We start from the raw sequence: 23,916 nt of genomic DNA on the forward strand, positions 1-23,916 counted from the left end.
TTCGGGCAGAAAAATCGTTCTGAATCTGTGGATAGCAGTACAGAACATCTGGAATCCTGAAAAGCTATCCCAGGTGCTCTGTACTGTTATCCACCGTCATTATGCCGAAAGGAAAACAGGCGCCAAGTGGCAGAAAACGTACAGATCTGGTACAATGGACTCATTGAGAAAAGGAGTTCCTGCCATGACGATGAAGTTCACAGAAGAACAGTTAAACAGCTTTGATAAATCTATGCTGATCCAGTTATTTTTGAATCAACAGGAACAGTTAGGAAAGGTCAGTGCCGACCTGCATTCCCTGGATACGAAGATGCAGGCAATGATGGAACAGCTGATCCTGGCTAATAAGAACCGGTTTGGACGTTCCTCTGAAAAAATGGAGGATGCCCAGCAGCTCCGTTTTGCTGAAGTGGATGGAACCATTGTGTTTTTTAATGAAGCCGAAGCTGTCTGTGATCTGGAGGCACCGGAACCAGAGACTCTGGAGCCGGCACCGGAACGCAGAAAAAAAGCAACCGGTAAGAAAGCACAGGATATGTCCGGGCTTCCTACAAATCGGATCGACCACTACATGACCGAAGAAGAATTAACAGCAGAATTCGGTGAAAACGGCTGGAAACAGCTTCCAGATGCTATTACACGCAGATATCGTTTCATTCCGGCAAAAGTCGAGGTGGATGAGCACCATGTTGGTGTATATGCCAGCAAAACAGACGGGCACATGATAAAAGCAAAGCATCCCAAAAGCCTGCTTCATGGAAGCCCCGTATCCGCTTCGCTCGCTGCTGCGGTCATGAATGGAAAATACGTAAACGCGGTCCCTCTTTATCGCCTTGAACAGGAATTCCTTCGATATGGCCTTGCCATAACCAGGCAGAACATGGCGAACTGGATGATCCGGCTGGGAGAAGAATATCTCGCCGTTTTGTATGATCACCTTCATTCGCTACTTTACAGCTATCATGTCATCCAGGCTGATGAGACACCGGTATTGGTAAAACGGGATGGTCGCAGTGCCGGTTCCAAGAGTTATATGTGGGTGTACCGTTCTGACCACATGTATCCGGAAAAACAGATCATCCTTTATGAGTATCAGCGGACAAGAAATGCCTCTCATCCCCGGGAATTCCTAAAGAATTATTCCGGCATTTGCGTGACGGATGGCTATCAGGTCTACCATACACTGGAAAAAGAGCATGAAGACCTGACGATAGCCGGGTGCTGGGTCCATGCCCGCAGGCGCTTTGATGAAGCGCTTGCAGTAGTACCGAAAGAACGCCAAAAAGAATCCGCATCCTATCTGATCTTAAAGCAGATCCAGACGATCTACAGAAAAGAAGGAAAGCTAAAGGAGCTCTCATCGGAAGAACGGCTTTCCCAGCGTCAGGTGGCTATAAAGCCACTGGTAGACGCTTTGTTCGTGTACCTAAAGCAGCATGAAAGCGAGGTCGGAACAGAAAAGCTGAAGGATGCTTTCAGTTACGCTCTAAATCAGGAAAAATATCTCCGGGTTTTCCTGACAGATGGGGATGTCCCTATGGATAATAACGCCTCTGAGCGCGCGATCCGCGGATTCTGTGTTGGAAAGAAGAACTGGCAGATGATCGATACGATCAATGGTGCGAAAGCATCCGCGATTATTTACAGCATCGCAGAGACGGCAAAAGCGAATAACCTAAAACCATACGAATACTTTGAACACCTTCTGACAGGGATCCCCAAGCGCATGGATGACAGCGACCGGTCATTCTTAGATGACCTGCTTCCATGGTCGAAAAAGTTGCCGGACGTTGTCAGAAAACCGAAAAAGCAATGAAGTAGAGCCGCGGAAGCGGCTTTTAGCTTATAGGGTACTTGGTATGGAGCGTTTACGAATAGCAAGGTATTTCTGATTATATTTCTGCAAAAAAATACGCATAAAAACTGTGTTTTTTCTATTGTTTTACACACGGTTTTTATGCGTATTTCGGTACTATCCGGCAAAACAAAATCGGCTAAAGAAGCGGTATTCTATGGGAATTTTCATATAATATGGATTCTGTGGGTATCCCCCTGTTTAATTCTGCGAAAATTCGCACGTAGGGGACCATCGGTCTTCAGGCAGAAATACTGTAGAGATTTGGATACCCCACTATTTTTTAAAATATTCCTCACATTCTTCTTGGCTTAAATAACTGACAAATTTTATTTACAGTTGTTCCAATCAAACTATATTATTCTTGTATACTGGATGCGATATTAGATTCTTTTATTCTATTTCCATCTCCAATATTTACGCTATTGTCGTTAAATATTATTACTTGTAATTGCTTAACTATTTCTATTCTCTCATCTTTAGATTTTGAGTCTATATCTATGTCTAAATCATCTAATACTCCAAACTCTTTTTCCAAAAGAATCAAAGCATCAAGTAATCTATTTTCTATGGTAGATAAAATATTATGAATACATTGACTTGAGATTTCAACCATTGCCGATGTAATCATCATATATGGATCTTTATTATAGTGTACTATTACTGGAAAAAAATCTGCATTAATCTGTTTTCCTAATTGTATACTTGATGAATCACATTTTTCCACAAGTTGTCTTAATGCTTCTACTCCCTCTCGAAAACTAACATTTAGCAAAGAATCCTGTAAATCTTCCGGCATCTTTCCTAATGGAATTGAAACATGATTCCATGTCATATGTGATGCCATTGAACCTTTAAAATATGACCCCATAAGACTTCCACGTACTATTCTATATGTAGGTATCTTTGCATCCTTAGGATATCCTGTTATCTCATTATTAATCCAAGTATTTAATTCAACATTATCAAACCCAGTTAATAACACCTTTGTTCTTTTAAGTGCTATAAGCGTATCCACAGTCCCGTTTGCAAGTTCCTTGATAATTTTACTTTTTGGCATTAAAACACCCCCTCTATCAAATTTACAATTCTATCCCAGAATGAAAATAATAATACAATCCCCGCCACTAAAGAAATCAGGAATCCACATATTACAGGATGCTTTTCATAAAATGATTTCTTAACAGATTGATCATCATTAATCTCAAGTCTTTCCGCAATATTAGCATTTTTAATTTTATTATTATCACCAATGTTAATCGACATATCACATTCTCCTATTTATAATTAATGAACACAAATCTGCTCAGATGCAATTCTATTAAAGCTATGTATCAAATGCACTTTTTGTATTTTTATATGTTTATTAATATATTCCAATAATTCCGTCCCATCCAAATACATGTACATCTGCGGTGCAACAAATCCCGGAACGGCATGTCTTAAATCATCAAGTGAAATCTCTGTGGTTTCTTGAAATTCATCAATTTCCATAGCGTATCGATATGATTCTTGATATTTTTCAATACGTGCAACAGCATCTTTATCATTTTTAAACTCTTCTCTCCAGTCAGATAATAGATGTCGCTTACCTAAATATACTATACCTGTAACTGCCTTAACGGGCGAACTAACATACATATATGCCATAATTGGCTCATCCGGGAAATTTCTTCTATGTTCAAATATTTTCTTCCCAGACTTTATTTTCTCGTATACCTCCGGCTTGAAGCTTAAAAGCATTTTTCTCATTTACGCTACCGCCTTAATTCCACTTACATTCTATATTAAGAACTTCTATTGGCATACTAATAAACTGAACATCAAACTTAAGACTTGGTTCAACTTTTGTACTTGCATTGTGAATTCTGAAACTAAGCTGCCAACCATTATCGAGATACATTTCTACTGTATTATCACTGTTAGGCTTAAATTCAAGTGCTACAAGTCTTGTAGGTAATTTCACAATAGGTACTGTGATTGCAGATACCTTGTTCTTTGCAGGCTTATTCAACGTATCGTGCATATTAAATGTATGAATCATTGTAAGTCTCTTGCTATCCTTACTCACAACTTTATAATAATCTTCAATTCCAATTAAATATTCAATCATTTTTCTTGGCATTGTATTGTCTTTCTCATTTGCTCGATTCACTTCATCAATAAAAGCCTGCAACAATGGGATATACACATTCTGACTCTTGTTCCCAATTTCAGACCACTTTGTGCCATTATCTTTTTCCTGTTTTAAAAAGTTAAATATTGGTTCAACTGCATTCCAATATTCATCAGAACAAGGCATATCAAACCATTCATTTCCAAAATCTAATTTATAGCTTAATCTGCTATGCTTAACCGCATCATGATTGTGCTTAATACTTAAGCCAATCTCCCATTCAATATCTTTTCTCTTTATTACAATATCTCTAACATCACCTTTTATGCCTTGACCATCCTTTTGGAATTCAAGAGTAAGCTCATCATTATCCATTTCAGCCATTCTTGGCTCAAGTTCTAATACTGTATTAACTGCAGCTCCAGCAGATATCATAAATGTTTCTTGCATATCTTCATCCATTAAAGACCATGCTTTTTCATTTGCTATCAAACTTGAATTTTCAACAATTCTTGTTTTCCTTAACTCAGCTATTGCCTTATATAAAGTTTGAATCCATGCATATTCATATGCTCTACCCTGATCATTACTCTTTGTACTCACTTTTTTCTCATTAACCTCCTTAGCATCAATAGCATCTCTATCAATTTCAACAGCCGTACCCTTTCCCTCAAGATACAATTTTATTGCTGTAGCAATCTCATATGCTAAATTCACTGGAACAGCATTACCAATCATTTTATATGCAGTATTTGTATCATTGTATATAAATTTAAAATCATCCGGAAATCCCTGTACTCTTGCAACTTCACGAATTGTCATTCTTCTGTAAAGATGTTCTTTTCCTTCTACAAATCTACAATCGTTAGTTCCAACTTTTACCATCTTAGGAGCCTGTGGATGTAACTGACATTGACGTCCAGATGCCTGAACTGTAAACGCTTGTTCATCCCAGCCTTTAACACGATTACGACTCATAAATATAGGTGAATAAGCACCTGTGAAATATTCGTTATTATTTATCGCTTTTGGATTATGTCGATTCTTTTCTCCTGAAGGAACTGCCATATCCTGCAAATCCCAAATTATATCACGTAAGGTAATCTTCTTAGAATCATCTTTAGTGGACCCCTTCGGAAAACCAAAGTCTATATTCAAATCTTTTCTAAACCCTATGTAAAATACTCTTTTCCTTTCTTCTGCAACACCATAATCTTTAGCATTAACCAATGTAAAAGAAACATCATATCCTGCCTCATCAAATAATTCTAAAATATTCTGAACCGCAATTGAATGTCTATTTGCAAGCATTCCACTTACATTTTCCGCTAAAAAAAACTTTGGCTGGAATTCTTTTAATATTCTTATATAATCAAAAAACAACTGACCTCTTGCATCCTTAATTCCCTTAAGAGATCCTGCTTCCGACCATGACTGACAAGGCGGTCCCCCTATGATGCCATCCACTTCTCCATCTATATATTGTGCTATATCATCTCTTGTAACCTGTCTGATATCCCCCTCTATTAAATGTGTATTAGGATGATTGACCTTAAACGTTTCCCATATTGTTTTATCAAATTCATTCGCTACAGGTATATTAAATCCAGCTTTCTCAAATCCTAAATCAAGTCCTCCACAACCACTAAACAAGCTAATTACATTCATCGAATTTTGCTCCTTCATTCTCGTTCTTTTTTATTATTTTCGCTGCCTCGATAAGTGCTGTCCTTCGTACAAATTCGCTATACGAAGCATATGCCTCTAATCTAGCTGCCTGCTTGAATTTATCTAATTCTTCTTCGCTCACTCGTATGCTTATTGATATTGATTTTTTCACTATTTGACACCTCCGACTACTCATCATTCTACCTTCTATAGTATGTCATTGTCAATACTTTGTTGCACAAACAGGTGTTCTTTTGTAGCATTTAATACTGGAATATAAAAAGCTCCGGCTAATCCAATTACAGATTAGTCGGAGTAATGTGAAAACTTTTATATATCTGTTTTCTTCAAAGTTTTTAATTCTGCTATATACTGTCTGCCGACTTACTCCAAAAGTATTTGCAACTTTTGTAACCGCTATGCCAATCAGATACAGCAGATACAATCTTTCTTCATCTACGCTCTTTCTGTATTCCTCATTATATTGATACAGTTGCTCCGCTGTTTCGAGTATTTTCCCTTTTCTCTCTTTGCAGTACTCCACAAATTTTCTGTCATTGTAATAGTTCTCCATAATCCAGACTGCTACTGCACTTTTGCTAATGGGATTTTCATTTTCATCCACGAACTCGCTAATTGAATCTTTCTTCTGATATAGTAGCTTTATGGATAATTCGTCACAAAACATCTCGTCATATAGAACCCAAACCTTTTCCAATGTTTCCATATTCGCTGCACGTTCCTTCCTGCTCACATTTTTTTCAAAATTTCTAATTACTATGTAATACCATCCATGCCCTTCTGAATGCTGTTTCTTTCCTGCCCACTGCTATTCTTCTACTTTTGCTGTCAGTACAATTTCCTATCAACAGTCCGTTCCACGTTTTTTCTGCTCCTGCAATTTATCATATAACAACTGCAATCTTTCCAAAATGATAGCAATGTCAAGACACATATTATTTTCTATGAAAGTAACGGTTCATACTCTCCCACGCTCTCAATACCGTCGTAATTGTAATATCCTCTATAAAAATTCTCTTTATCAAGAATACGCTTCACAAGCATAGCGTTAAAGTCAGCACCTTTTCTGCCCTTGTGTCCTTCCATTTTCATAAACTCTGCTATGCTTTTCAGCGTCATATCTGGAAAACTCTGCTTAATCTCAAATACTCTCCGTACCGCTTTTGCCTCTGTTGCATTTACATATAATTTTTTGCCACCACGCAGACTCTCATAACCAAACGGAGCGCCACCACCTGCATAACCACCGCCCTTGGCTTTCTGCAATCGTCCACGTTTTAATTTCAATGCTATCTCCAACCGCTCATACACATCCAAAAGTTCAAACATCCCATTTACAAAAATTTCGTTTGGATTTTGCGTGTAGATTGAATAATTCGGTCTGTCAATCGCTTTAATATCCACATTGTTCTTTTTGAGTTCTCTGTGTAGCAGAACCTTTACCAAGTCTGACCGCCACGCTCAATGCTCATTTCGTCCTCGTTGGCTTTCGCTCCGCTGATACCCTCGTCCTTGAATATTCCTACCAAGTTGTAACTTTTGGAACTGCAATATTTTTCAATTTCCGCACGTTGCTCCGCTAGGGAATATCCTTGTTTGACCTGTCCCTCTGTTGACACCCTTGCAACGGTGTACAAAGGGAACATAATAAAAAACTTAATAATGGACTGCCAATCTTACACAAAGTACCGCCCAAACGAGACTACGGGCGGTATTTTTGTATCATGGCGGAGAAAGGAGGAACTTCCCACGGGGGCTTGACTGAAAAGTTGAGCCCCTTTTTTCATGCCAAAAAACAGGAGGTAAATGCTTATGGCAGATGATAAAACCACAAAAACGCCGGAACAGCCGGTAACGGATAGCGGGCCGGGCAAGGAAACACCGCCTAATCCCCCAAAAGAGTCGGAGAAGGTTTCCGTTTCCCCGGAGCCGGAAAAAAAGACGGAACCAGAGGTAAAGACCCCACAGGTTTCTGTCTATAACTTCGCTGAAATTATGAAGGAAAAGAAAGCCGAGGAACGAGCGGCAGCTCCCGGCGTGGAAAAGCCTGACCCGGCAAAAGCGGAGAAACCGGAAAAGCAGCCGGAGGCTCCGAAAAAAGCAGAGGAAAAACCCAAAGAGCCGGAACAGCCGAAGCGCCGGGGCCGTCCCCCGAAAGCAGATAAGGACAAGGACGCAGCCTCGAAATCCAAAGCTCCCGCACAGAAAACGGAAAAGGCGGTCAAAAAGGAACCGGAGAAAAAAACGGCTCCAACGGTACAGGCCGCTCCCGCTCCGAAGGAACCCGAAAAACCGAAGGATGCTCCACGCCGGGGCAAGGAGCAGATCGTCTATATCAAGCTGAACGAACTCCACGCCTTCAAGAACCATCCCTTTGAAGTCCGGGACGATGAAGAAATGCGGGCTATGGTGTCCAGCGTTAAGGACAAGGGCGTGACCCAGCCCGCTATCGTCCGTCCCCGTGAGGATGGCGGCTATGAGATCGTGTCCGGCCACCGCCGCCAGAAAGCCAGCGAGCTTGCCGGATATGCGGATATGCCCTGTATCGTCCGAAACCTGACAGACGATGAAGCCATCACGCAGATGGTCGAGGATAATCTCAACCAGCGTGAAGAAATCCTCCCCAGTGAGCGGGCCAAAGCCTTGAAAATGCAGCTTGAGGCTATCAAGCACCAGGGCTCCCGCACTTCGGGCCAGATTGACCCGAAGGACGCAGGAAAACGCTCCAACGAAATTGTGGCCGAGCGTAATAAGATGGCGGTCAAACAGGTGCAGCGGTATATCCGGCTCAATGAGCTGGTTCCCGACTTGATGAAGCTGATGGATGAAAAAAAACTGGGCTTTACTACGGCGGTGGAGCTTTCCTATATCGGCAAGAAGAACCAGAACTATATCGCCGTTGCCATTGACAGCCAGCAGTCCTCGCCTTCACAGGCGCAGGCAAAGCGTATGCGGGAACTGGACGAAAAGAAGCTGCTCAACGGGGATGTGATCGACGGCATTATGATGGAGGACAAAAAGGAGGTAGACAAAGTGATTTTGACAGGTGCGGAACTGAGCAAGTATTTCGGCAAGGAAACTACGCCGAGGGAAATGAAGGACCAGATCATCAAGCTGCTGGACGACTGGAAGGGTCAGCAGAAGGAACACGAAAAACCGGAGAAGAAAACCGAACAGGAAAAGTAAGCTAAAACTTCGGGTCAGCATGGCCCGAGGATTGCGGGGCTCTGCCCCGCGCCCCGAAGCTCTGGAGATATAAATGATTCCCCGTCGCCAGTTATTCCGTAGCATAGCCGGGAAAATCAGTCAAGGGCAGCGCCGCCGCAGGCGGTGCCAGAGGCACCCTTGACGGATTTCTCCCGGTTATGCTTTTTCCCGGTCAAGCGACGGGGATATAAATTCTCCAGAGCCGTTCCCCTTCCCGGGGGAAGGGGCGGAGGGATTGGGCGAACTCTTGCTTTTCCCTAAACCAAAACAGAAATGGAGGCTCAACCAATGAAACGACCTTTAGCGTACCTGACCGCCGCATGGAGCGGCGAGCCGGATGTTGATATGGAGCTGGCGGCTCACTACTGCCGCCTTGCTTATGAGGCGGGCTTTTCCCCGATCTGCCCGCTCTTGTACCTGCCGCTGTTTTTGAATGACAGCGTTCCCGAGGAACATAAGGCCGGGATTGATATGCGCCGGGATATGCTGCGGCGTTCTCATACCCTGATCGTCTGCGGCAGCGTTGTGGACGAGGATGTGAAAAACGATATTGCGGTTGCCGGACGGCTGGGCATTGCGGCGACAACGCTGGAAGGGGTGCTTGCCGTGAAGGGACACGGCACCCCGGGCCATGCCGGACATTAAGCTGGGGAGCCTTTTCGACGGGATCGGCGTGTTCCCTCTGGCTGCTTCCCGGTGCGGTATCCGTCCGGTCTGGGCCAGCGAGATTGAAAAAGCGCCCATCTCCATAACCAAAAGGCACTTTCCCGATATGGCGCATTTGGGAGATATTACGAAGGTGGACGGCGGGAAAATCCCGCCGGTCCATGTGATAACCTTCGGTTCCCCCTGTCAGAACCTTTCTCTGATCGGCAACCGCTCCGGCCTTGCCGGGGCAAAATCAAGCCTGTTCTATCAGGCGTTTCGTATCATACAGGAAATGAGGGATGCTACTGATAACCTATATCCAGCTATCGCTGTTTGGGAAAACGTCATGGGAGCGTTTTCTACAAATGACCGGATGGACTTTAGAGCCGTCCTATCCGCCTTCTCGGACACCGAAGTTCCAATGCCTCCTTCGGGAAGATGGGGAAATGCCGGAATGGTGCGAGGGGGAACGCCTGATGTGTGCTGGCGGCTCATGGACGCCCAGTATTGGGCAGGCACCCGAAGGCTGGCACGAAGGCAGCGGATTTTCGTCGTGGCGGATTTTGGAGGCAGACGTGCCGCAGACATACTATTTAAGCCCCGTCCAATGCTCCCACTTCCTCCGCCTTGCGGAGAGGGCGGGCGGGCCGCCGCCGAAGGAGATCGAACAGCTTCTTTTGAAACAGGGCGGCAGATACCAGTCATCCACCCCTTTCAGTGCTTCCGTATGCGGGGAGCGGCAAAAAGGCAGGAAGAAACGGCCTTCCGAAACAGCTTCGGATTACCAACTGACCCTTTTCCCACTCTTTTAGCCAGTGACGTGACGCCCTTCGCCTTCTGGTATGAGGGCGACCCGGAGGGCGGCTGTATCCGTTTTCTGACGGAAACGGAAAGCGAACGGCTGATGGGGCTGCCAGAGGGCTGGACAAAGTACGGGGCGGACGGCGTGGAGATCCGGCCTCTGCAACGCTACAAGGCGCTGGGGAACGCGATTGCCCTCCCTTGCGCCGATTACATTATGGCCGGGATCTATGAGGTGCTGGCTGACCGGGCCGGAAAGGAGGAATGAGCCCATGTTTGAAGCCTATATAACCAACACCGCCCTGTACCCCTTGATGGGGATTGAGGTAGGGACAACGGTACATTTCCCCACGACGACACAGGAGTTGCAGGCCGCCCTTGCCAAAATCGGGATAGACGGGAAACGGTACAGCGAAGTGTTCTTTACCAGCTTTGACAGCGATGTGCTGGGGCTCTACGATCATCTCTACGAATGTGAGAACATCGACGAGCTGAACGAGCTGGGCCACGCCCTGCTGGAAGTACGGGATAAGGGCGGACTGGAAACCTTTGAAGCCGCTCTTGTCTTGGGAAACCACACACGGAGCGTGAAGGATTTGATAAACCTGACGCAGAACCTTGACCTTTACCGCTTTTACCCGGATATTTCCGATGATGAAGGGCTGGGCCGCCTTTACGCCGACGAGCTTGGGACCATCGACATACCGGAGCACATTCAGAACTACTTCGATTATGAAGCATACGGGCGGGATGTGCGTATCAACGAGGGCGGCGTATTCGCTCCCGGTGGATATGTGTCGGCAGTCCCGGAGGGCTTCAAGGAGTATTACCACGGGCCGCAGGACATTCCGCCGGAACACCGGATATTTGCCTATCCTGAAAAGGCCGAACCTGTCCACTCCATTCTCGTTGCACTCAAACGGTTTCAAGAAGCCCCGCCCGCTCCGAAAAAGGACAAGGCGGGGCCTTCCCATGAAGAACGGTAGGACTTCGGGCCAGCATGGCCCGAAGCATGAAGGAGGTGCATACCATCAACTATTACCCTATCAATGAAGGAGCCGCCCGCCGGGCAAAGGAAATGAACAGCTTTTCCGACTACAAGGAAGGGAGCGCAACGGCGGAATACCGGGCAATGGTGGACAAGGCCGCCGCCATAGCGGAAAAGCAGAAATCCCGGGTGGCCCCCATGTACCATGAGAAGATCGACCATTTGTTAGACACCTATGCCCGAAAGCTGGCTGAAAACATGAACCAGGGCTTTGCCATTGACGCAAGGGTTCCCTCTGTGATGATCGCCGGACCTGCCAATTTCCCGGTGGGGAAGAAGGAAAAACAGAACCGGGCCCGGGACAGCAACATGGAGGAATGGCAGTATATTCAAGGGCTGCTGGATAAGATACGCAGTACCGGCATGGGCGGGATCAGCGCCGATGACCCGGCAGCGATTGAAAAGCTCCAGAAGAAGCTGGACGGGCTGGAACGCTCCCAGCTCATTATGAAGGAGGTCAACGCCTATTACCGCAAGCATGGCAAACTGGATGGCTGTGCGCTGCTGTCGCCGGACCAGATCGAAAAGCTGAAAGCAAGCATGGCGTCAAGCTGGCGGAGCGACCCGAGGCCCTTTGAAAGCTACCAGCTTACCAACAACAACGCGGAGATCCGCCGGGTAAAGGCCCGTATCGAACAGCTTTCCAAACAGGCACAGCAGGAATTTTCCGGCTGGGAGTTCGATGGGGGTCGTGTGGAAATGAACCGGGAGGACAACCGCTTGCAGGTGTTCTTTGACGGAAAGCCTGACGCGGACACCCGGGCCGAGCTGAAAAGCAGCGGCTTTCGTTGGGCTCCCAGCGTGGGTGCATGGCAGAGGCAGCTCACGGACAACGCCATCCGGGCGGCTGACCGGCTGGAATGTATCAAGCCGCTGTCCGGCGAAAAGCCCTCCCAGCTTCAAAAGAAGCCCTCTATCTTGCAGACCATGCGGGAACAGGGCGAAAAAGTCCAGACGGAGCCGGAAAAGAAAGCTCCGTCCGGCAGGGATGCCGAGCGGTAAGCCTCGGGCCACATTGGCCCGAGGCTTTCTGTTCGCCGAGATTGTACGGGGGCCTCCCGGATAGCGGGAACCCCGACGGAAAGGAGGTTTTATGCAGGAAGAAGTAAACCAAAAAACGGTTGCCCTTTCGATCAGGACAACGAAGCTCACGGGAAAAGTGCTGGCTGCCGCTCTTGGGAAGGTGGTGCGGACGCTGCAAAAGCACCACCGGAAGGCGCTGACCCCACAGGGACGCCAGAGTGTGAAAAAGCTGATGAACCACTATGGCGGCAAAAGCGCCATGCCCTATGTGGGAGCCCCGAAGGATTTTGACCGGATCGCGAAGGAGTTCCATGTGGACTACGCTTTCCATAAAGTGAGCCCCGGCCATTACCTGCTGTTTTTCAAAGCCAATCAGGCGGACGCTATCACGGCGGCCTTCCAGAAGTACAGTGCAAAGGTGCTGGACAAAGAGCAGGACAAGCCTTCTATCCTCGGCCAGCTTCGGAAATTCACGGAGCAGATCAGGACGCAGGCAAAGGAGAAGCAGCGGACCAGAGAGGCGGTGAAGGACGGACGTTGAGTGACAAGATCAGAAAATATGTGCTCCCCAACCTGCCGTACCTCTTTGTGTTCTGGTTTTTTTCCAAAATCGGGACGGCCTACCGGACTGCACCCGGCACAGACTTCGGGACAAAGCTCATGGGGATGCTCGACACCTTCCCGAAAGCCTTTGAAACCTACTGGCCGGGGCTGGGCGGTATTGACCTGCTGGTGGGCCTTGCCGGTGCGGCTGGGATGTATCTGCTGATACAGTCAAAGATCAGGAAGGCAAAAAAATTCCGGCGGGATGCGGAGTACGGCACCGCCCGCTTTGGAACAAAGGAGGATATAAAGCCGTTTGTAGACCCTAAATTTCAGAACAATGTCATTTTAACCGGGACGGAGTTCCTTACCATGAACACCCGTCCGAAGGTACCTGCCAATGCCCGGAACCTAAACGCCTGTGTCATCGGCTCGTCCGGCTCGGGAAAGACAAGGTTCTGGCTGACCCCGCAGCTCCTTCAAGCCCATTCCTCGTATGTGGTGGTAGACCCGAAGGGCGGCACCCTCGACCAGTGCGGGCGGTTCCTGCAAAGGGAAAAATACAGGGTGCGGGTGTTCAACAGTATCGACTTCTCCAAATCCATGCACTACAATCCGCTGGCCTATATCAAGACGGAAAGCGATGTTTTGAAATTCGTTACCGCCCTGATTGCCAATACCAAAGGCGATGGCAAGGAGGGCGACGAGTTCTGGACAAAAGCCGAAACCCTTTTGTACTGCGCCCTTGTGGCCTATATCGTCTTTGAGGGGCCGGAGGAAGAACGCAACATGAATACGCTGGTGGAAATGATAAACAGCATGGAAGTCCGGGAAGATGACGAAACCTTCAAAAATGCGGTTGACTATATGTTCGATGGGCTGGAACGCCGCAGTCCCCAGCACTTCGCTGTGAGACAGTATAAGAAATACAAGCTGGCCAGCGGCAAGACAGCTAAAAGCATACTGATTAGCTGCGGAGCCAGACTTGCCCCCTTTGACATTCCCCAGCTTCGGGAGATCATGTCCTATGACGAACTGGAGCTTGATAAGCTGGGGGATGAAAAATCAGCGCTGTTCTTCCTTATCAGCGACACGGACACCACCTACAACTTTTTGGTTGCCCTCGCTTTTTCGCAGATGTTCAACCTTCTGTGTGAACGGGCTGACAATACCTATGGCGGGCGTCTGCCCTACCATGTGCGGGTGCTGTGGGACGAGGCTGCCAACACCGGGCAGGTGCCGGGGCTGGAGAAAATTGTGGCTGTCATCCGTTCCCGTGAGATCAGCCTGACACTCTTTTATCAGGCTATGAGCCAGTGCAAGGCATTGTACAAGGACCATTCTGAAACCATCATGGGCAACATGGACAGTATCGTGTTCCTCGGAGGCCGGGAGGCTTCCACCCTAAAGGATATTTCGGAAAACTGGCTGGGCAAGGCCACCATCTCCATGCAGACCGAAGGCCGGAGCCGGGGGCAGTCTGAAAGTTACAGCCAGAATATGCAGCGGCTTGGCCGGGAGCTGATGACTACCAGCGAGATCACCACCATGCCCGGGGATAAATGTATCTTGCAGCTTCGGGGGCTCCCGCCCTTCCTGTCCCCGAAGTATGACTTGAAAAAGCACCCGAATTACAAGTACACAGCCGAATTTGATAAAAAGAAAAACGCCTTCCGCTTGGAAAGCCTGTTCCGCCACCGGCCATTGAGACTAAAGCCGGAGGACGAATACACGGTGTACGAAGTGGACGGCTCCGACACGGACGAAGAAGCTGACCTGTTGAACTTCGATGATCTGGACAGCGACGAGTTCGTGTAACTTCGGGCCATGATGACCCGAAGCGCCGCCGATGTGGGCGGCTTTTTTTGTACCCAAAACCATCAAACAAACAAAATGGAGGAACGTATATGGAATTTTTCAATCAGGCAATCGACATTCTTAAAATTCTGGTCATGGCTCTTGGCGCCGGTCTGGCGGTGTGGGGTGTCATCAACCTTCTGGAAGGTTACGGGTCGGACAACCCTGCGGCAAAATCACAGGGCATTAAGCAGCTCATGGCTGGCGGCGGTGTCGTTCTGATCGGCCTTCAGCTTATCCCTCTGCTGTCCGGTCTGTTCAGCTAAGTGTCACCCGTTGTCCCTTTTTCCAGAAGGAGCTGATGTATGGACTTTATCATCGACGCAATCGTTGAATGGCTGAAAGGTCTGCTCGTCGATGGTATCATGGGAAATCTGGACGGCCTTTTCGATAACGTCAATCAGAGCGTTGGCGAGATCGCCACACAGGTCGGCACGACCCCGGCGGACTGGAACGCCGGGGTCTTTTCCATGATACGACAGATCTCTGAAACTGCCATCCTGCCAATCGCCGGGGTCATCCTCACTTTTGTAATGACCTATGAGCTGATACAGATGCTCATAGAACGCAACAACCTCCATGAAGTTGACACATGGATGTTTTTTAAGTGGGTGTTCAAAACCTTTGTGGCTGTGATGATCCTGACGAATACCTTCAATATCGTGCTGGCGGTCTTTGATGTGAGCCAGCATGTGATACAGCAGTCAGCGGGCATTATCCAGAACGGGACAGAGATCACGCCGGATGTGCTGGACAGTCTACGGACAGAACTTGAAGCGATGGAGTTGGGTCCTCTGTTCGGACTCTGGCTACAATCCTTCCTGATCCAGCTTACCATGATTGCCTTAAATATCGTGATCTTCGTCATCGTATATGGCCGTATGACTGAAATCTATTTACTCACAAGTTTAGCGCCTATCCCGTTTGCCACAGTCCCCAACAGGGAAACCGGACACATGGGGCAGAACTATTTCCGCTCCCTCTTTGCGGTGGGCTTTCAAGGTCTGTTGATCTTAGTCTGTGTCGCAATCTATGCGGTGCTGATCCAGAGTATCGCCACCGACGGCGACCCCATCGGGGCGATCTGGGGCTGCGTGGGATATACGGTGCTGCTGTGTTTTACCTTATTCAAAACAGGCAGTCTTGCAAAATCCATCTTCGGCTGCCATTAAGAGACTTCGGGCCATGCTGACCCGAAGCGGAAAGGAGGATCATGCCGAAAGAAAAATTTTCGATAATCTATGCAGATCCACCGTGGCGGTATGAGCAGAAAAACAGGCAGGGATCAGCAGAGCTTCATTATCCCACTATGAGTATTGAAGAAATTTGTTCCCTTCCAGTGGCCGACTTGGCTGCAAAAGACAGCGTTTTGTTTCTGTGGGCAACATTCCCACAACTGCCGGAAGCCTTAAAGGTCATTAAAGCATGGGGCTTTTCTTATCGTTCTGTGGCTTTTGTATGGATAAAGAGGAACCGGCGCTCCTACTCATGGTTTTACGGTCTGGGGTATTGGACCAGAGGCAATGCAGAAATTTGTCTTTTAGCAGTAAAAGGACATCCGAAGCGTAAGTCTACCGGTGTTCACCAGCTTATTGTTTCCCCGATAGAGCGCCACAGTAAAAAGCCGGACGAGGCCAGGCGGAAAATTGTAGAACTGATGGGCGATATACCACGAGTGGAATTGTTCGCCAGAGAAAAAAAGCCCGGATGGGACGTGTGGGGAAACGAAGTTGAAAGCACTGTAAACTTGTAACAGCTTCGGGTCATGCTGACCCGAAGCGGAAAGGAGAAATCCATGCAGGAAAAAAATGCGGGCGGAACACCAGCTGCCCCTATAAAGCTGGATGTAAGCGTGCGGGTCATCGAACCTGTGAAAAACCTCATGGGCTTTGCCAGCGTGAAATTCAATGACTGCTTTGTGGTGGAAAATCTGAAAATCGTACAGGGCAGCAAGGGGCTCTTTCTTGGGATGCCCAGCCAGCCAGACGGCAAAGGCGGCTACCGGGATATGGCCTACCCTGTCACAAAGGAGTTCCGGGAACAGCTCAACACCGCTGTTCTGCAAGCCTATGAGGCAAAGCTGGAACAGATGGCGGAGCGTGGCTCTGTGGGGCGTGCATCCATCAGCGACCAGCTCAAAGCCGGAAAAGCGGCTGCCGAACAGGCAAAGGCAGAACGGCCTCCGAAGGAAAAGCCCAGCCGCAGCGCAGAGCGTTGACCTCGGGCCATGCTGGCCCGAAGCAGAAAGGAGGCGGGAACCATGCCACGCAAACGGACGGGCTATGACGCGGCCTGCTATTACGACGGAAAACTGCTGGGCCGCTGTACCAAAGCGGACAGCGATGCCTATACCCTGTTGATGAACGCCTGCGGCGGGGAGGCCGCCCGTGTCCTGCGGGAATACGCCTACTTTTCCCCGGAACTTCGCGCCATATTGGAAAAGGCGGCGCTCATGCAGGCGGACCGGAGCCGGACGGGCGGAATGTTCCATGCGCCGAAAAGTTCCCCGTGGGGTGATGTGCAGAGCTGTGAAACCCTCTGTCCAGGGGTGTTTCTGGTATCTACCGCCAGCCACGGCGGAACGATGGTGGCAAACGAGGTAGCCGCCGTCCTCTCCCCAGCAGCGAAAAAGTGCGGCTTCAAGGATAAGGGCTATATCTGCTATGAGGAGGACGCGCAGGAAAGTGTGGTGCTCCGGGAACTGTTGGACAAAAAGCTGTGGAACATACCTGACCGCATTAAGGACAAAGGGCAGTTTGAAGAAAACCTCAACCAGTCCATCCGGCAGTATAATCCCGAATACTGGCGGGCAAGGCAGAGCGGACGTAAGGCCGCCGAAGCCGCCCGCAGTACAGCCCCGGCCAAAGAGGCCGCAAGATGACCTCGGGCCATGCTGGCCCGAAGCAGTAAAGGAGGTGTACCCAAATGGCCTATGTGCCAGTACCAAAAGACCTTTCCAAAATTAAGACAAAGCTGGCCTTCAATCTGACGAAGCGCCAGCTTGTTTGTTTTTCCGGCGCAGCGGCGGTGGGGCTCCCGGCCTACCTGCTTTCCCGTGACAGTATCGGGAACAGCGCCGCCATGTTCCTAATGATCGGCCTCATGCTCCCGTTCTTCTTTCTGGCTATGTATGAGCGGGACGGCCTGCCATTGGAAAAAGTGCTGAAAAACATCATCCGCACCCGGTTCCTCTATCCCCGGGTGCGGCCTTACAAAACCGAAAACTTCTATGCGCTGCTTAGCGCCAGAAAGGAGGCGCAGCCGATTGCAAAACAGCAGAAGGGCCGGAAAGCCCGCAGGCAGAAAGCCTGAAAAGCAGGGCCTTACCGGCCTGTTCACAAAGGGAAAGAACATTCCCACCACCGCCCAGCAGACCCTCCCTTACCGGGAAATGTACCGGGATGGGGTGTGCCGGGTAACGGACCGCTATTACACCAAAACCATTGAATACGAGGACATCAACTACCAGCTCGCACAGTCCGAAGATCAGGCGGCCATCTTTGACGGGTGGAGCGCCTGCCTCAACTACTTTGACAGCAGCCTTCCGTTCCAGCTTTCCTTCCTCAACCACCGAAGCCGCCCGGGCAGCCGGTACAGCGTGAACATCCCCATGCAGGATGACGATTACAACAGCGTCCGGTGTGAGTATGTGGAAATGCTGGAAAACCAGATCGCCAAAAGCAACAACGGCATTGTCCGCACAAAGCTCCTGACCTTCGGCGTGAACGTGGACGACCTTTCCACCGCCAGGGCAAGGCTGGAACGTGTAGAGGCGGACATTTGCGGGAACTTCAAAAAGCTGGGCGTCAAGTGCCGCTCCCTTTCAGGGCTGGAACGGCTGGAGCTTCTTCACGGGCAGCTCCACCCCGGCAGCGGCTCCCCCTTCCGGTTTTCATGGGATATGATCCCCAAAACCGGGCTTTCCACCAAAGACTTTATCGCCCCGGACAGTTTCGATTTTCGTTTCAGCCGACTGTTCCGGGTGGGGACGACTTGGGGCGCTGCCTCCTACTTGCAGATTTTGGCCTCGGAGCTCTCGGACAAGCTGCTGGCGGAGCTTTTGGAAATGGATGCGGAAATGACCATCACCCTCCATATCCAGACCGTTGATCAGGCCGCCGCCGTAAAATCCATCAAGGCCAAAGTCTCCGACATTGACAAGATGAAGGTGGAGGAACAAAAGAAGGCAGCCCGGTCAGGGTACGACATGGACATACTTCCGCCCGACCTCGTAACATACAGCAACGACGCAAAGACCCTTCTGGAAGATTTACAGAGCCGGAATGAAAGAATGTTCCTGCTGACCTTCCTTGTGGTAAACATGGCTCCGACCCGCCGGGAGCTGGACAATGACCTGTTCACGGTGTCCGGTATCGTCCAGAAATACAACTGCACCTTGAAGCGGCTGGACTTCCAGCAGGAGGACGGTTTTCTTTCCAGCCTTCCGCTGGGCCATAACGGCATTGAGATCAAGCGCGGCATGACGACCAGCTCCACGGCCATTTTCGTTCCCTTTATGACGCAGGAGCTCCGCATGGATGGCGAAGCCGTCTATTACGGGCTCAACGCACTTTCCCATAACGTCATCATGGCGAACCGGAAAAAGCTCAAAAACCCCAACGGCCTGTTCCTCGGCGTGCCTGGCTCCGGCAAATCCTTTGCCGCAAAGCGGGAGCTTGTGAATGTGTTCCTTGCCACAAAAGACCGCATTATCGTGGTGGACCCGATGGGCGAATATTCGCCCCTTATCAGGCGGCTGGGCGGACAGGTCATCGAGATCGCCCCGGACAGCCCCCACCACATCAATCCGATGGACATTGATTTGAGCTTCGACGAGGAAAACCCGATGGCGCTGAAAGCCGACTTTATCCTGTCGCTGATGGAGCTGATCGTTGGCGGCAAGGACGGCTTGCAGCCGGTGGAGCGTACCGTCATTGACCGCTGTGTGCGCCAGATGTACCGGGAACACTTGCAGGACCCGGAAACAAGCAAAATGCCGACCCTCCAAACCCTGTATGACCTGCTCTGTTCCCAGCCGGAGGGCGAGGCGGTGCGGCTGGCGACGGCTCTTGAAATCTATGTGTCCGGTTCCCTTAACGTGTTCAACCATGAAACCAACGTGGACTTAAACCGCCGTCTGGTATGCCTTGACTTAAAAAAGCTGGGAGCCGGGCTTCGGACGATTGCCATGCTCATTATGCAGGACTTGGTAAACTCGCAGGTGTCCATGAATTTCCTCCGCGGTATCGCTACATGGTGCTACTTTGACGAATTTCATGTGCTGCTCCGTGACCGTCTGACGGCAAGCTATTGTGTAGCGATCTGGAAAATGCTGCGGAAAAAAGGGTGCGTTCCGAGTGCTTTAACGCAGAACGTAAAGGATTTTCTGGCAAGCCCGGAGATCGAGAACATCTTTGAAAACTCGGACTTCCTTGTGCTGCTCTCGCAGGCACAGGGGGACCGGCAGATTTTAGCCAAACAGCTTGGGATCAGCCCCCACCAGCTTTCCTATGTGACCCATACCAATTCCGGCGAAGGGCTGCTGTTCTTCGGGAACACCACCATCCCGTTTGTTGACCGCTTCCCGCAGAACACCGAGCTGTACGCCATTATGACCACCCGCCCGGAGGACAAAAAACAGGAAATGAACCGGGCATAACACACTTCGGGCCATGCTGGCCCGAGGTTTGGAAAGGAGGGATACATCATCGGAAAGAAACCGGACAAACGGAGTTTTCAAAGGCCGGGGCCGACGGAGGATACCGGGGGCAATCGCCCCGGACCGGCGGAACGGGAAGGGCCTTCCCCTGCACCATCCCGACGCCTGCGGTTTGAGGACGAGGATACCGGGCAGGACAGCCCTTCGGGCCACGATGGCCCGAAGTCCAAAAGCGGCAAGTTTCAAGAGGACAGCCGCAAAAGCCGTCCCTCTGACCGCATGAGGCAGGAGGATGAAGCGGGCGGGCCGCAGGATACCAGCAAGGCACAGGAGCCGGAGGGCTCCGCAGAGAATGCCGGGAGCAAAAAGGACAAGTACCAGAAAGCACAGGCAAAAGCGGAACACGCCGGGAAAAAGCTGGGAAAGGCTCGGGAGAAACTGGACAAGACCGAGGCAAAACGGGCAGCGAAGAAACCGCCGGGGCTTGCAAAAAAGGCAGTCCGGGGAGCCCGTACAGAAGCATGGTTCTATGTCCACAACAAGATCCACGAAGTCGAGCATGAAAATGTGGGTGTGGAAGGAGCCCATAAGTCGGAACTTGTGGCCGAGGCCGGAGCCCGGAAACTGACCCGGTATGCCAAACGCCGCTGGCAGGAACACCCGGCCCGGAAGGTGGCAAAGTGGGAACGGAAGGACATAAAAGCCCGGGCCAATATGGATTTTCAGAAGATGGCCTCCGAGCACCCGGAGCTTGCCAGCAATCCGCTTTCCCGTGTGCAGCAGAAATGGAAACTGAAACGCCGGTATTCCAAAGAAGCAAAGGCGGCTGCAAAACAGGGCGCAAAGGCCGCAAAGAAAACCGCTGCCGCTTCGGGAACTGCGACCCGGCGGGCGGCGCAGTTTGTGACCCGTCATCCCGTGGCGGTGCTGGTCCTGCTCCTGCTGTTGCTGCTCTGTTTTCTTGTGTCGGCGGTAAGCTCCATCTTCCCCACGCTTGGCAGCGGCCTTGCCAATGCGTTATCCGGCACCTCCTACGCCTCGGAGGATACGGACCTGCTGGGCGTAGACGAGGACTACACGGCGCTGGAAAACGAGCTGGCGCAGACGGTGGCAAACATCGAAAGCACCCATCCCGGCTATGACGAGTACCGCTATTCCGTGGACGAGATCGGCCATAACCCCTATGAGCTGGCGTCCTATCTCTCGGCAAAGTACCATGTGTATTTCCGGGAACAGGTGCAGGACGAGCTGCGGGAGATCTTTGAGGCACAGTATGAACTGACCTTGACGGAGGAAGTCGAGATACGCTACCGCACCGAAACCAGCACCGACCCGGAGACAGGGGAAACCACCACCGAGGAAGTCCCCTATGAGTATTACATCTTAAATGTGACCCTCACAAACAAGACGCTGCCTGCCGTGATCCTGCCGAGGCTTAACGAACAGCAGCGGGAAATCTACACCGTTATGCAGCAGCTCAAAGGCAACAAGCCCTATCTGTGGGAAGGGATTTACAACGGCGGCGAAGATACCGGCCCCAGCTATGAGATACCCGGCGAGGCGCTGGATGACCCGGCTTTTGCGGCGCTCATGGAAGAAGCCACAAAGTATATCGGCTGGCCCTATGTGTGGGGCGGCTCCAGCCCGTCCACCTCCTTTGACTGTTCGGGCTTTGTCTGCTGGGTGTACACGGCCAGCGGCGTCCACAACCTGCCCCGTACCACGGCGCAGGGCATTTACAACCAGTGCGCTATCATTTCTCCCTCCGAGGCAAAGCCCGGCGACATTATCTTTTTCACGGGAACCTATGACAGCCCCGGCCCTGTGTCCCATGTGGGGATTTATGTGGGCGACGGGATGATGCTTCATTGTGGTTCGCCCATCCAATACGCAAACATCAATTCAAGCTACTGGCAGACACATTTCTATGCCTTCGGGCGTTTGTGAGCCAGAGGAAAGGAGTCCTTGCATGAACAAGATCGACAAGCTCGATAAGGAACTGGAAAAAGCCCGGGAGAAGGCAGCCGAGTGGCAGGCCAAAATCCGGGAGCTGGAAAAGCAGAAACAGGAGGAAGAAAACAGCCAGATCGTGCAGGCGGTGCGCTCGCTCAAACTGACCCCCGCCCAGCTTATGGCTTTTTTGAATGACCCCAAAAACAGCCTTACCGCTTCGGGCCATACTGACCCGAAGCCGGAGGCACCCGAAAAGGAGGACACAGCCCATGAAGAAAACTAAATACCGCAGGCTGGCGGCGATGGCTGCCAGCCTTTTGTGTTGCCTGATCTTTACGGTCCCGGCCTACGCCCAGAGCAGCGAGCCGCAGCCGGAGACAGCTCCCGCCCCGGTGGAAACCGAAGCGGAGCCGGAAACCCAGAACCCCTTTACCCCGGACGGGACGGGAACCGTGGTGGACAACGCCACCGACGAGGACGGTAAAGAGTTCTACACCATCACCACCGCAGACGAGAGCGTGTTTTATCTGGTGATCGACAAACAGAAAACCAGCGAGAACGTCTATTTCCTCAATACCGTTACCACAGACGACCTTCTGCCTCTTGCCGAACAGGGTAAGGAACCGCCCCAAGAAGTGACCCCGGAGCCAGAGCCAAAGCCCACCGAACCTGTGGAGGAAGTACCGGAACCCGAGCCGGAGAAAAAGGACAGCCCCCTTCTCTCTCTGCTCCTGATCGGTGCGGTGGTGCTGGCCGGCGGTGGGATTGGTTACTATTTCAAGATTTACAAGCCGAAGCATGAGGCCCCGGATTTGGAGGATGATTACTGCGAATATGAGGACGGGGAGCTGGAGGAGATCGCAGAGGAACCCGAGGACGAAGATACCCCGCCGTGGGAGGAAGATACGGAGGAATGAGAATGAATTTTACAAGCAGCCCTTTTGAACGAATGATGAAGGAAGTACCGCACCCCGGCTGGGACAATGACGATCCTTGTAAGGGATGCCGTTACTACAAGGAGTGCAAAGGAAAGAAAAAACAGTGCCGGAAGAAGTTCCGGGCGCTGATCGTGGAGCCCCGCCCTTCGGGCCATCGTGGCCCGAAGTCATAAATGGACGCCCGGGAGCTGACCCGTGACGAGAAGAAGAAAATCCGCACTCTGGTCACGGGGATGTGCGCCAACTATGACCGGGAAAGCGGCCTGTGCCTTCCTCTTGACTGTGCCTGCTATATGCTGCACAAGTGCTGGACAGGGGCGTACTGCCGTTATTTCCGTGAGGCTGTCCTGCCTCTTAACCCGGAGCTTCAAGCGTCGCTGACAACGGAAGGCATCTCCCCGGAGCTGCGGGCCTGTGCGGTCTGCGGAAAGGCGTTTTTGCCCGAGGGGCGTCAAGCCTACTGTTCCGACGCCTGCAAGGCCGAAGGGAACCGCCGGAAAAGCCGGGAACGCATGAGGAAAATGCGGGAGAAAAGGCCGGGCGGCTGTTACGATTTGCCGCCTCCAAAGGCTTGACATT

28 protein-coding genes are annotated in these 23,916 nt (G+C 50.4%); 20 read left to right on the plus strand and 8 right to left on the minus strand.

Going from position 1 to position 23,916, the window contains the following annotated elements; translation table 11 throughout:
* Positions 1-184 precede the first annotated feature (184 nt).
* Positions 185-1,816: an IS66 family transposase gene (locus DWZ45_RS07855; RefSeq protein ID WP_118468478.1), complete on the plus strand. Its 1,632-nt coding sequence runs from the start codon at positions 185-187 to the stop codon at positions 1,814-1,816.
* Between the two features lie 397 nt (positions 1,817-2,213).
* Here the strand turns inward: DWZ45_RS07855 and DWZ45_RS07860 are convergent, their stop codons facing one another.
* The 8 genes from DWZ45_RS07860 to DWZ45_RS14590 all read right to left on the minus strand — a co-directional run bounded on the left by DWZ45_RS07860 (position 2,214) and on the right by DWZ45_RS14590 (position 7,306).
* Positions 2,214-2,915: a hypothetical protein gene (locus DWZ45_RS07860; RefSeq protein WP_118468480.1), complete on the minus strand. Its 702-nt coding sequence runs from the start codon at positions 2,913-2,915 to the stop codon at positions 2,214-2,216.
* The gene (locus DWZ45_RS07865) at positions 2,915-3,121 is read right to left on the minus strand and encodes a hypothetical protein (protein WP_118468482.1); all 207 of its coding nucleotides are present in this window, start codon (positions 3,119-3,121) and stop codon (positions 2,915-2,917) included. The genes DWZ45_RS07860 and DWZ45_RS07865 overlap by 1 nt, the downstream gene beginning before the upstream one ends.
* A 21-nt stretch (positions 3,122-3,142) precedes the next feature.
* Entirely contained in the window at positions 3,143-3,607 is a 465-nt protein-coding gene (locus DWZ45_RS07870) for a hypothetical protein (RefSeq protein WP_118468484.1), read from the minus strand.
* Positions 3,608-3,620: 13 nt separating this feature from the next.
* Positions 3,621-5,639 (minus strand): HaeIII family restriction endonuclease, encoded by a 2,019-nt coding sequence (locus tag DWZ45_RS07875; protein ID WP_118468485.1) that lies wholly within the window; start codon positions 5,637-5,639, stop codon positions 3,621-3,623.
* The gene (locus DWZ45_RS07880; RefSeq protein WP_118468590.1) at positions 5,626-5,811 is read right to left on the minus strand and encodes a DUF1778 domain-containing protein; all 186 of its coding nucleotides are present in this window, start codon (positions 5,809-5,811) and stop codon (positions 5,626-5,628) included. Before DWZ45_RS07880 ends, DWZ45_RS07875 begins: the two co-directional genes overlap by 14 nt.
* Positions 5,812-5,862: 51 nt before the next feature.
* Positions 5,863-6,366: a helix-turn-helix domain-containing protein gene (locus DWZ45_RS07885; protein WP_118468487.1), complete on the minus strand. Its 504-nt coding sequence runs from the start codon at positions 6,364-6,366 to the stop codon at positions 5,863-5,865.
* 236 nt (positions 6,367-6,602) lie between these two features.
* Positions 6,603-7,106, minus strand: a complete 504-nt coding sequence (locus tag DWZ45_RS07890) for a recombinase family protein (protein WP_207663587.1) — start codon at positions 7,104-7,106, stop codon at positions 6,603-6,605.
* Positions 7,100-7,306: a recombinase family protein gene (locus tag DWZ45_RS14590; protein WP_207663860.1), complete on the minus strand. Its 207-nt coding sequence runs from the start codon at positions 7,304-7,306 to the stop codon at positions 7,100-7,102. Before DWZ45_RS14590 ends, DWZ45_RS07890 begins: the two co-directional genes overlap by 7 nt.
* Before the next feature lie 160 nt (positions 7,307-7,466).
* On the opposite strand from DWZ45_RS14590, the gene DWZ45_RS07900 reads away from it, so the two are divergent.
* The 19 genes from DWZ45_RS07900 to DWZ45_RS07995 all read left to right on the plus strand — a co-directional run bounded on the left by DWZ45_RS07900 (position 7,467) and on the right by DWZ45_RS07995 (position 23,912).
* Complete coding sequence (locus DWZ45_RS07900) at positions 7,467-8,846, plus strand: ParB/RepB/Spo0J family partition protein (protein WP_107001186.1); 1,380 nt, start codon at positions 7,467-7,469, stop codon at positions 8,844-8,846.
* Positions 8,847-9,155: 309 nt separating this feature from the next.
* The gene (locus tag DWZ45_RS07905; RefSeq protein ID WP_009901612.1) at positions 9,156-9,512 is read left to right on the plus strand and encodes a hypothetical protein; all 357 of its coding nucleotides are present in this window, start codon (positions 9,156-9,158) and stop codon (positions 9,510-9,512) included.
* Positions 9,499-10,584, plus strand: coding sequence for a DNA cytosine methyltransferase (locus DWZ45_RS07910; RefSeq protein WP_107001185.1), 1,086 nt, complete (start codon positions 9,499-9,501; stop codon positions 10,582-10,584). The genes DWZ45_RS07905 and DWZ45_RS07910 overlap by 14 nt, the downstream gene beginning before the upstream one ends.
* Positions 10,585-10,588: 4 nt before the next feature.
* Positions 10,589-11,302 (plus strand): antirestriction protein ArdA, encoded by a 714-nt coding sequence (locus DWZ45_RS07915; protein ID WP_107001184.1) that lies wholly within the window; start codon positions 10,589-10,591, stop codon positions 11,300-11,302.
* A gap of 14 nt (positions 11,303-11,316) precedes the next feature.
* Complete coding sequence (locus tag DWZ45_RS07920; protein ID WP_107001183.1) at positions 11,317-12,366, plus strand: hypothetical protein; 1,050 nt, start codon at positions 11,317-11,319, stop codon at positions 12,364-12,366.
* Between the two features lie 91 nt (positions 12,367-12,457).
* Complete coding sequence (locus DWZ45_RS07925) at positions 12,458-12,928, plus strand: PcfB family protein (protein ID WP_107001182.1); 471 nt, start codon at positions 12,458-12,460, stop codon at positions 12,926-12,928.
* Positions 12,925-14,748 carry a VirD4-like conjugal transfer protein, CD1115 family gene (locus DWZ45_RS07930; RefSeq protein ID WP_107001181.1) on the plus strand — a complete coding sequence of 608 codons (1,824 nt, stop codon included), beginning with the start codon at positions 12,925-12,927 and terminating at the stop codon, positions 14,746-14,748. The genes DWZ45_RS07925 and DWZ45_RS07930 overlap by 4 nt, the downstream gene beginning before the upstream one ends.
* Positions 14,749-14,837: 89 nt before the next feature.
* Positions 14,838-15,053, plus strand: coding sequence for a Maff2 family mobile element protein (locus tag DWZ45_RS07935; protein WP_016306504.1), 216 nt, complete (start codon positions 14,838-14,840; stop codon positions 15,051-15,053).
* A gap of 39 nt (positions 15,054-15,092) precedes the next feature.
* Entirely contained in the window at positions 15,093-15,959 is an 867-nt protein-coding gene (locus tag DWZ45_RS07940; RefSeq protein WP_009901636.1) for a VirB6/TrbL-like conjugal transfer protein, CD1112 family, read from the plus strand.
* Positions 15,960-16,000: 41 nt separating this feature from the next.
* Positions 16,001-16,540 carry an MT-A70 family methyltransferase gene (locus DWZ45_RS07945; RefSeq protein ID WP_107001180.1) on the plus strand — a complete coding sequence of 180 codons (540 nt, stop codon included), beginning with the start codon at positions 16,001-16,003 and terminating at the stop codon, positions 16,538-16,540.
* 42 nt (positions 16,541-16,582) lie between these two features.
* The gene (locus DWZ45_RS07950; RefSeq protein ID WP_227589684.1) at positions 16,583-17,005 is read left to right on the plus strand and encodes a SpoVG family protein; all 423 of its coding nucleotides are present in this window, start codon (positions 16,583-16,585) and stop codon (positions 17,003-17,005) included.
* A gap of 9 nt (positions 17,006-17,014) precedes the next feature.
* Positions 17,015-17,668 carry a hypothetical protein gene (locus tag DWZ45_RS07955; RefSeq protein WP_107001178.1) on the plus strand — a complete coding sequence of 218 codons (654 nt, stop codon included), beginning with the start codon at positions 17,015-17,017 and terminating at the stop codon, positions 17,666-17,668.
* Positions 17,669-17,712: 44 nt separating this feature from the next.
* Complete coding sequence (locus tag DWZ45_RS07960) at positions 17,713-18,099, plus strand: PrgI family protein (RefSeq protein WP_016306500.1); 387 nt, start codon at positions 17,713-17,715, stop codon at positions 18,097-18,099.
* Between the two features lie 79 nt (positions 18,100-18,178).
* Positions 18,179-20,446 (plus strand): VirB4-like conjugal transfer ATPase, CD1110 family, encoded by a 2,268-nt coding sequence (locus DWZ45_RS07965; RefSeq protein WP_107001296.1) that lies wholly within the window; start codon positions 18,179-18,181, stop codon positions 20,444-20,446.
* 279 nt (positions 20,447-20,725) lie between these two features.
* Entirely contained in the window at positions 20,726-22,393 is a 1,668-nt protein-coding gene (locus tag DWZ45_RS07975) for a C40 family peptidase (RefSeq protein WP_107001176.1), read from the plus strand.
* 22 nt (positions 22,394-22,415) lie between these two features.
* Positions 22,416-22,682 (plus strand): DUF4315 family protein, encoded by a 267-nt coding sequence (locus DWZ45_RS07980; RefSeq protein WP_005927622.1) that lies wholly within the window; start codon positions 22,416-22,418, stop codon positions 22,680-22,682.
* On the plus strand, positions 22,669-23,316 hold the full coding sequence (locus DWZ45_RS07985) for a DUF4366 domain-containing protein (protein ID WP_107001175.1): 648 nt from the start codon (positions 22,669-22,671) through the stop codon (positions 23,314-23,316). The genes DWZ45_RS07980 and DWZ45_RS07985 overlap by 14 nt, the downstream gene beginning before the upstream one ends.
* Positions 23,313-23,510: a hypothetical protein gene (locus DWZ45_RS07990; RefSeq protein ID WP_005927616.1), complete on the plus strand. Its 198-nt coding sequence runs from the start codon at positions 23,313-23,315 to the stop codon at positions 23,508-23,510. The genes DWZ45_RS07985 and DWZ45_RS07990 overlap by 4 nt, the downstream gene beginning before the upstream one ends.
* A complete protein-coding gene (locus DWZ45_RS07995; RefSeq protein ID WP_050005650.1) occupies positions 23,511-23,912 on the plus strand; it encodes a cysteine-rich VLP protein in 402 nt (133 codons plus the stop codon).
* Positions 23,913-23,916: the final 4 nt, after the last annotated feature.

This window comes from Clostridium sp. AF32-7AC, from assembly GCF_003477925.1.
Taxonomy (GTDB): Bacteria; Bacillota; Clostridia; order Lachnospirales; family Lachnospiraceae; genus Otoolea; species Otoolea fessa.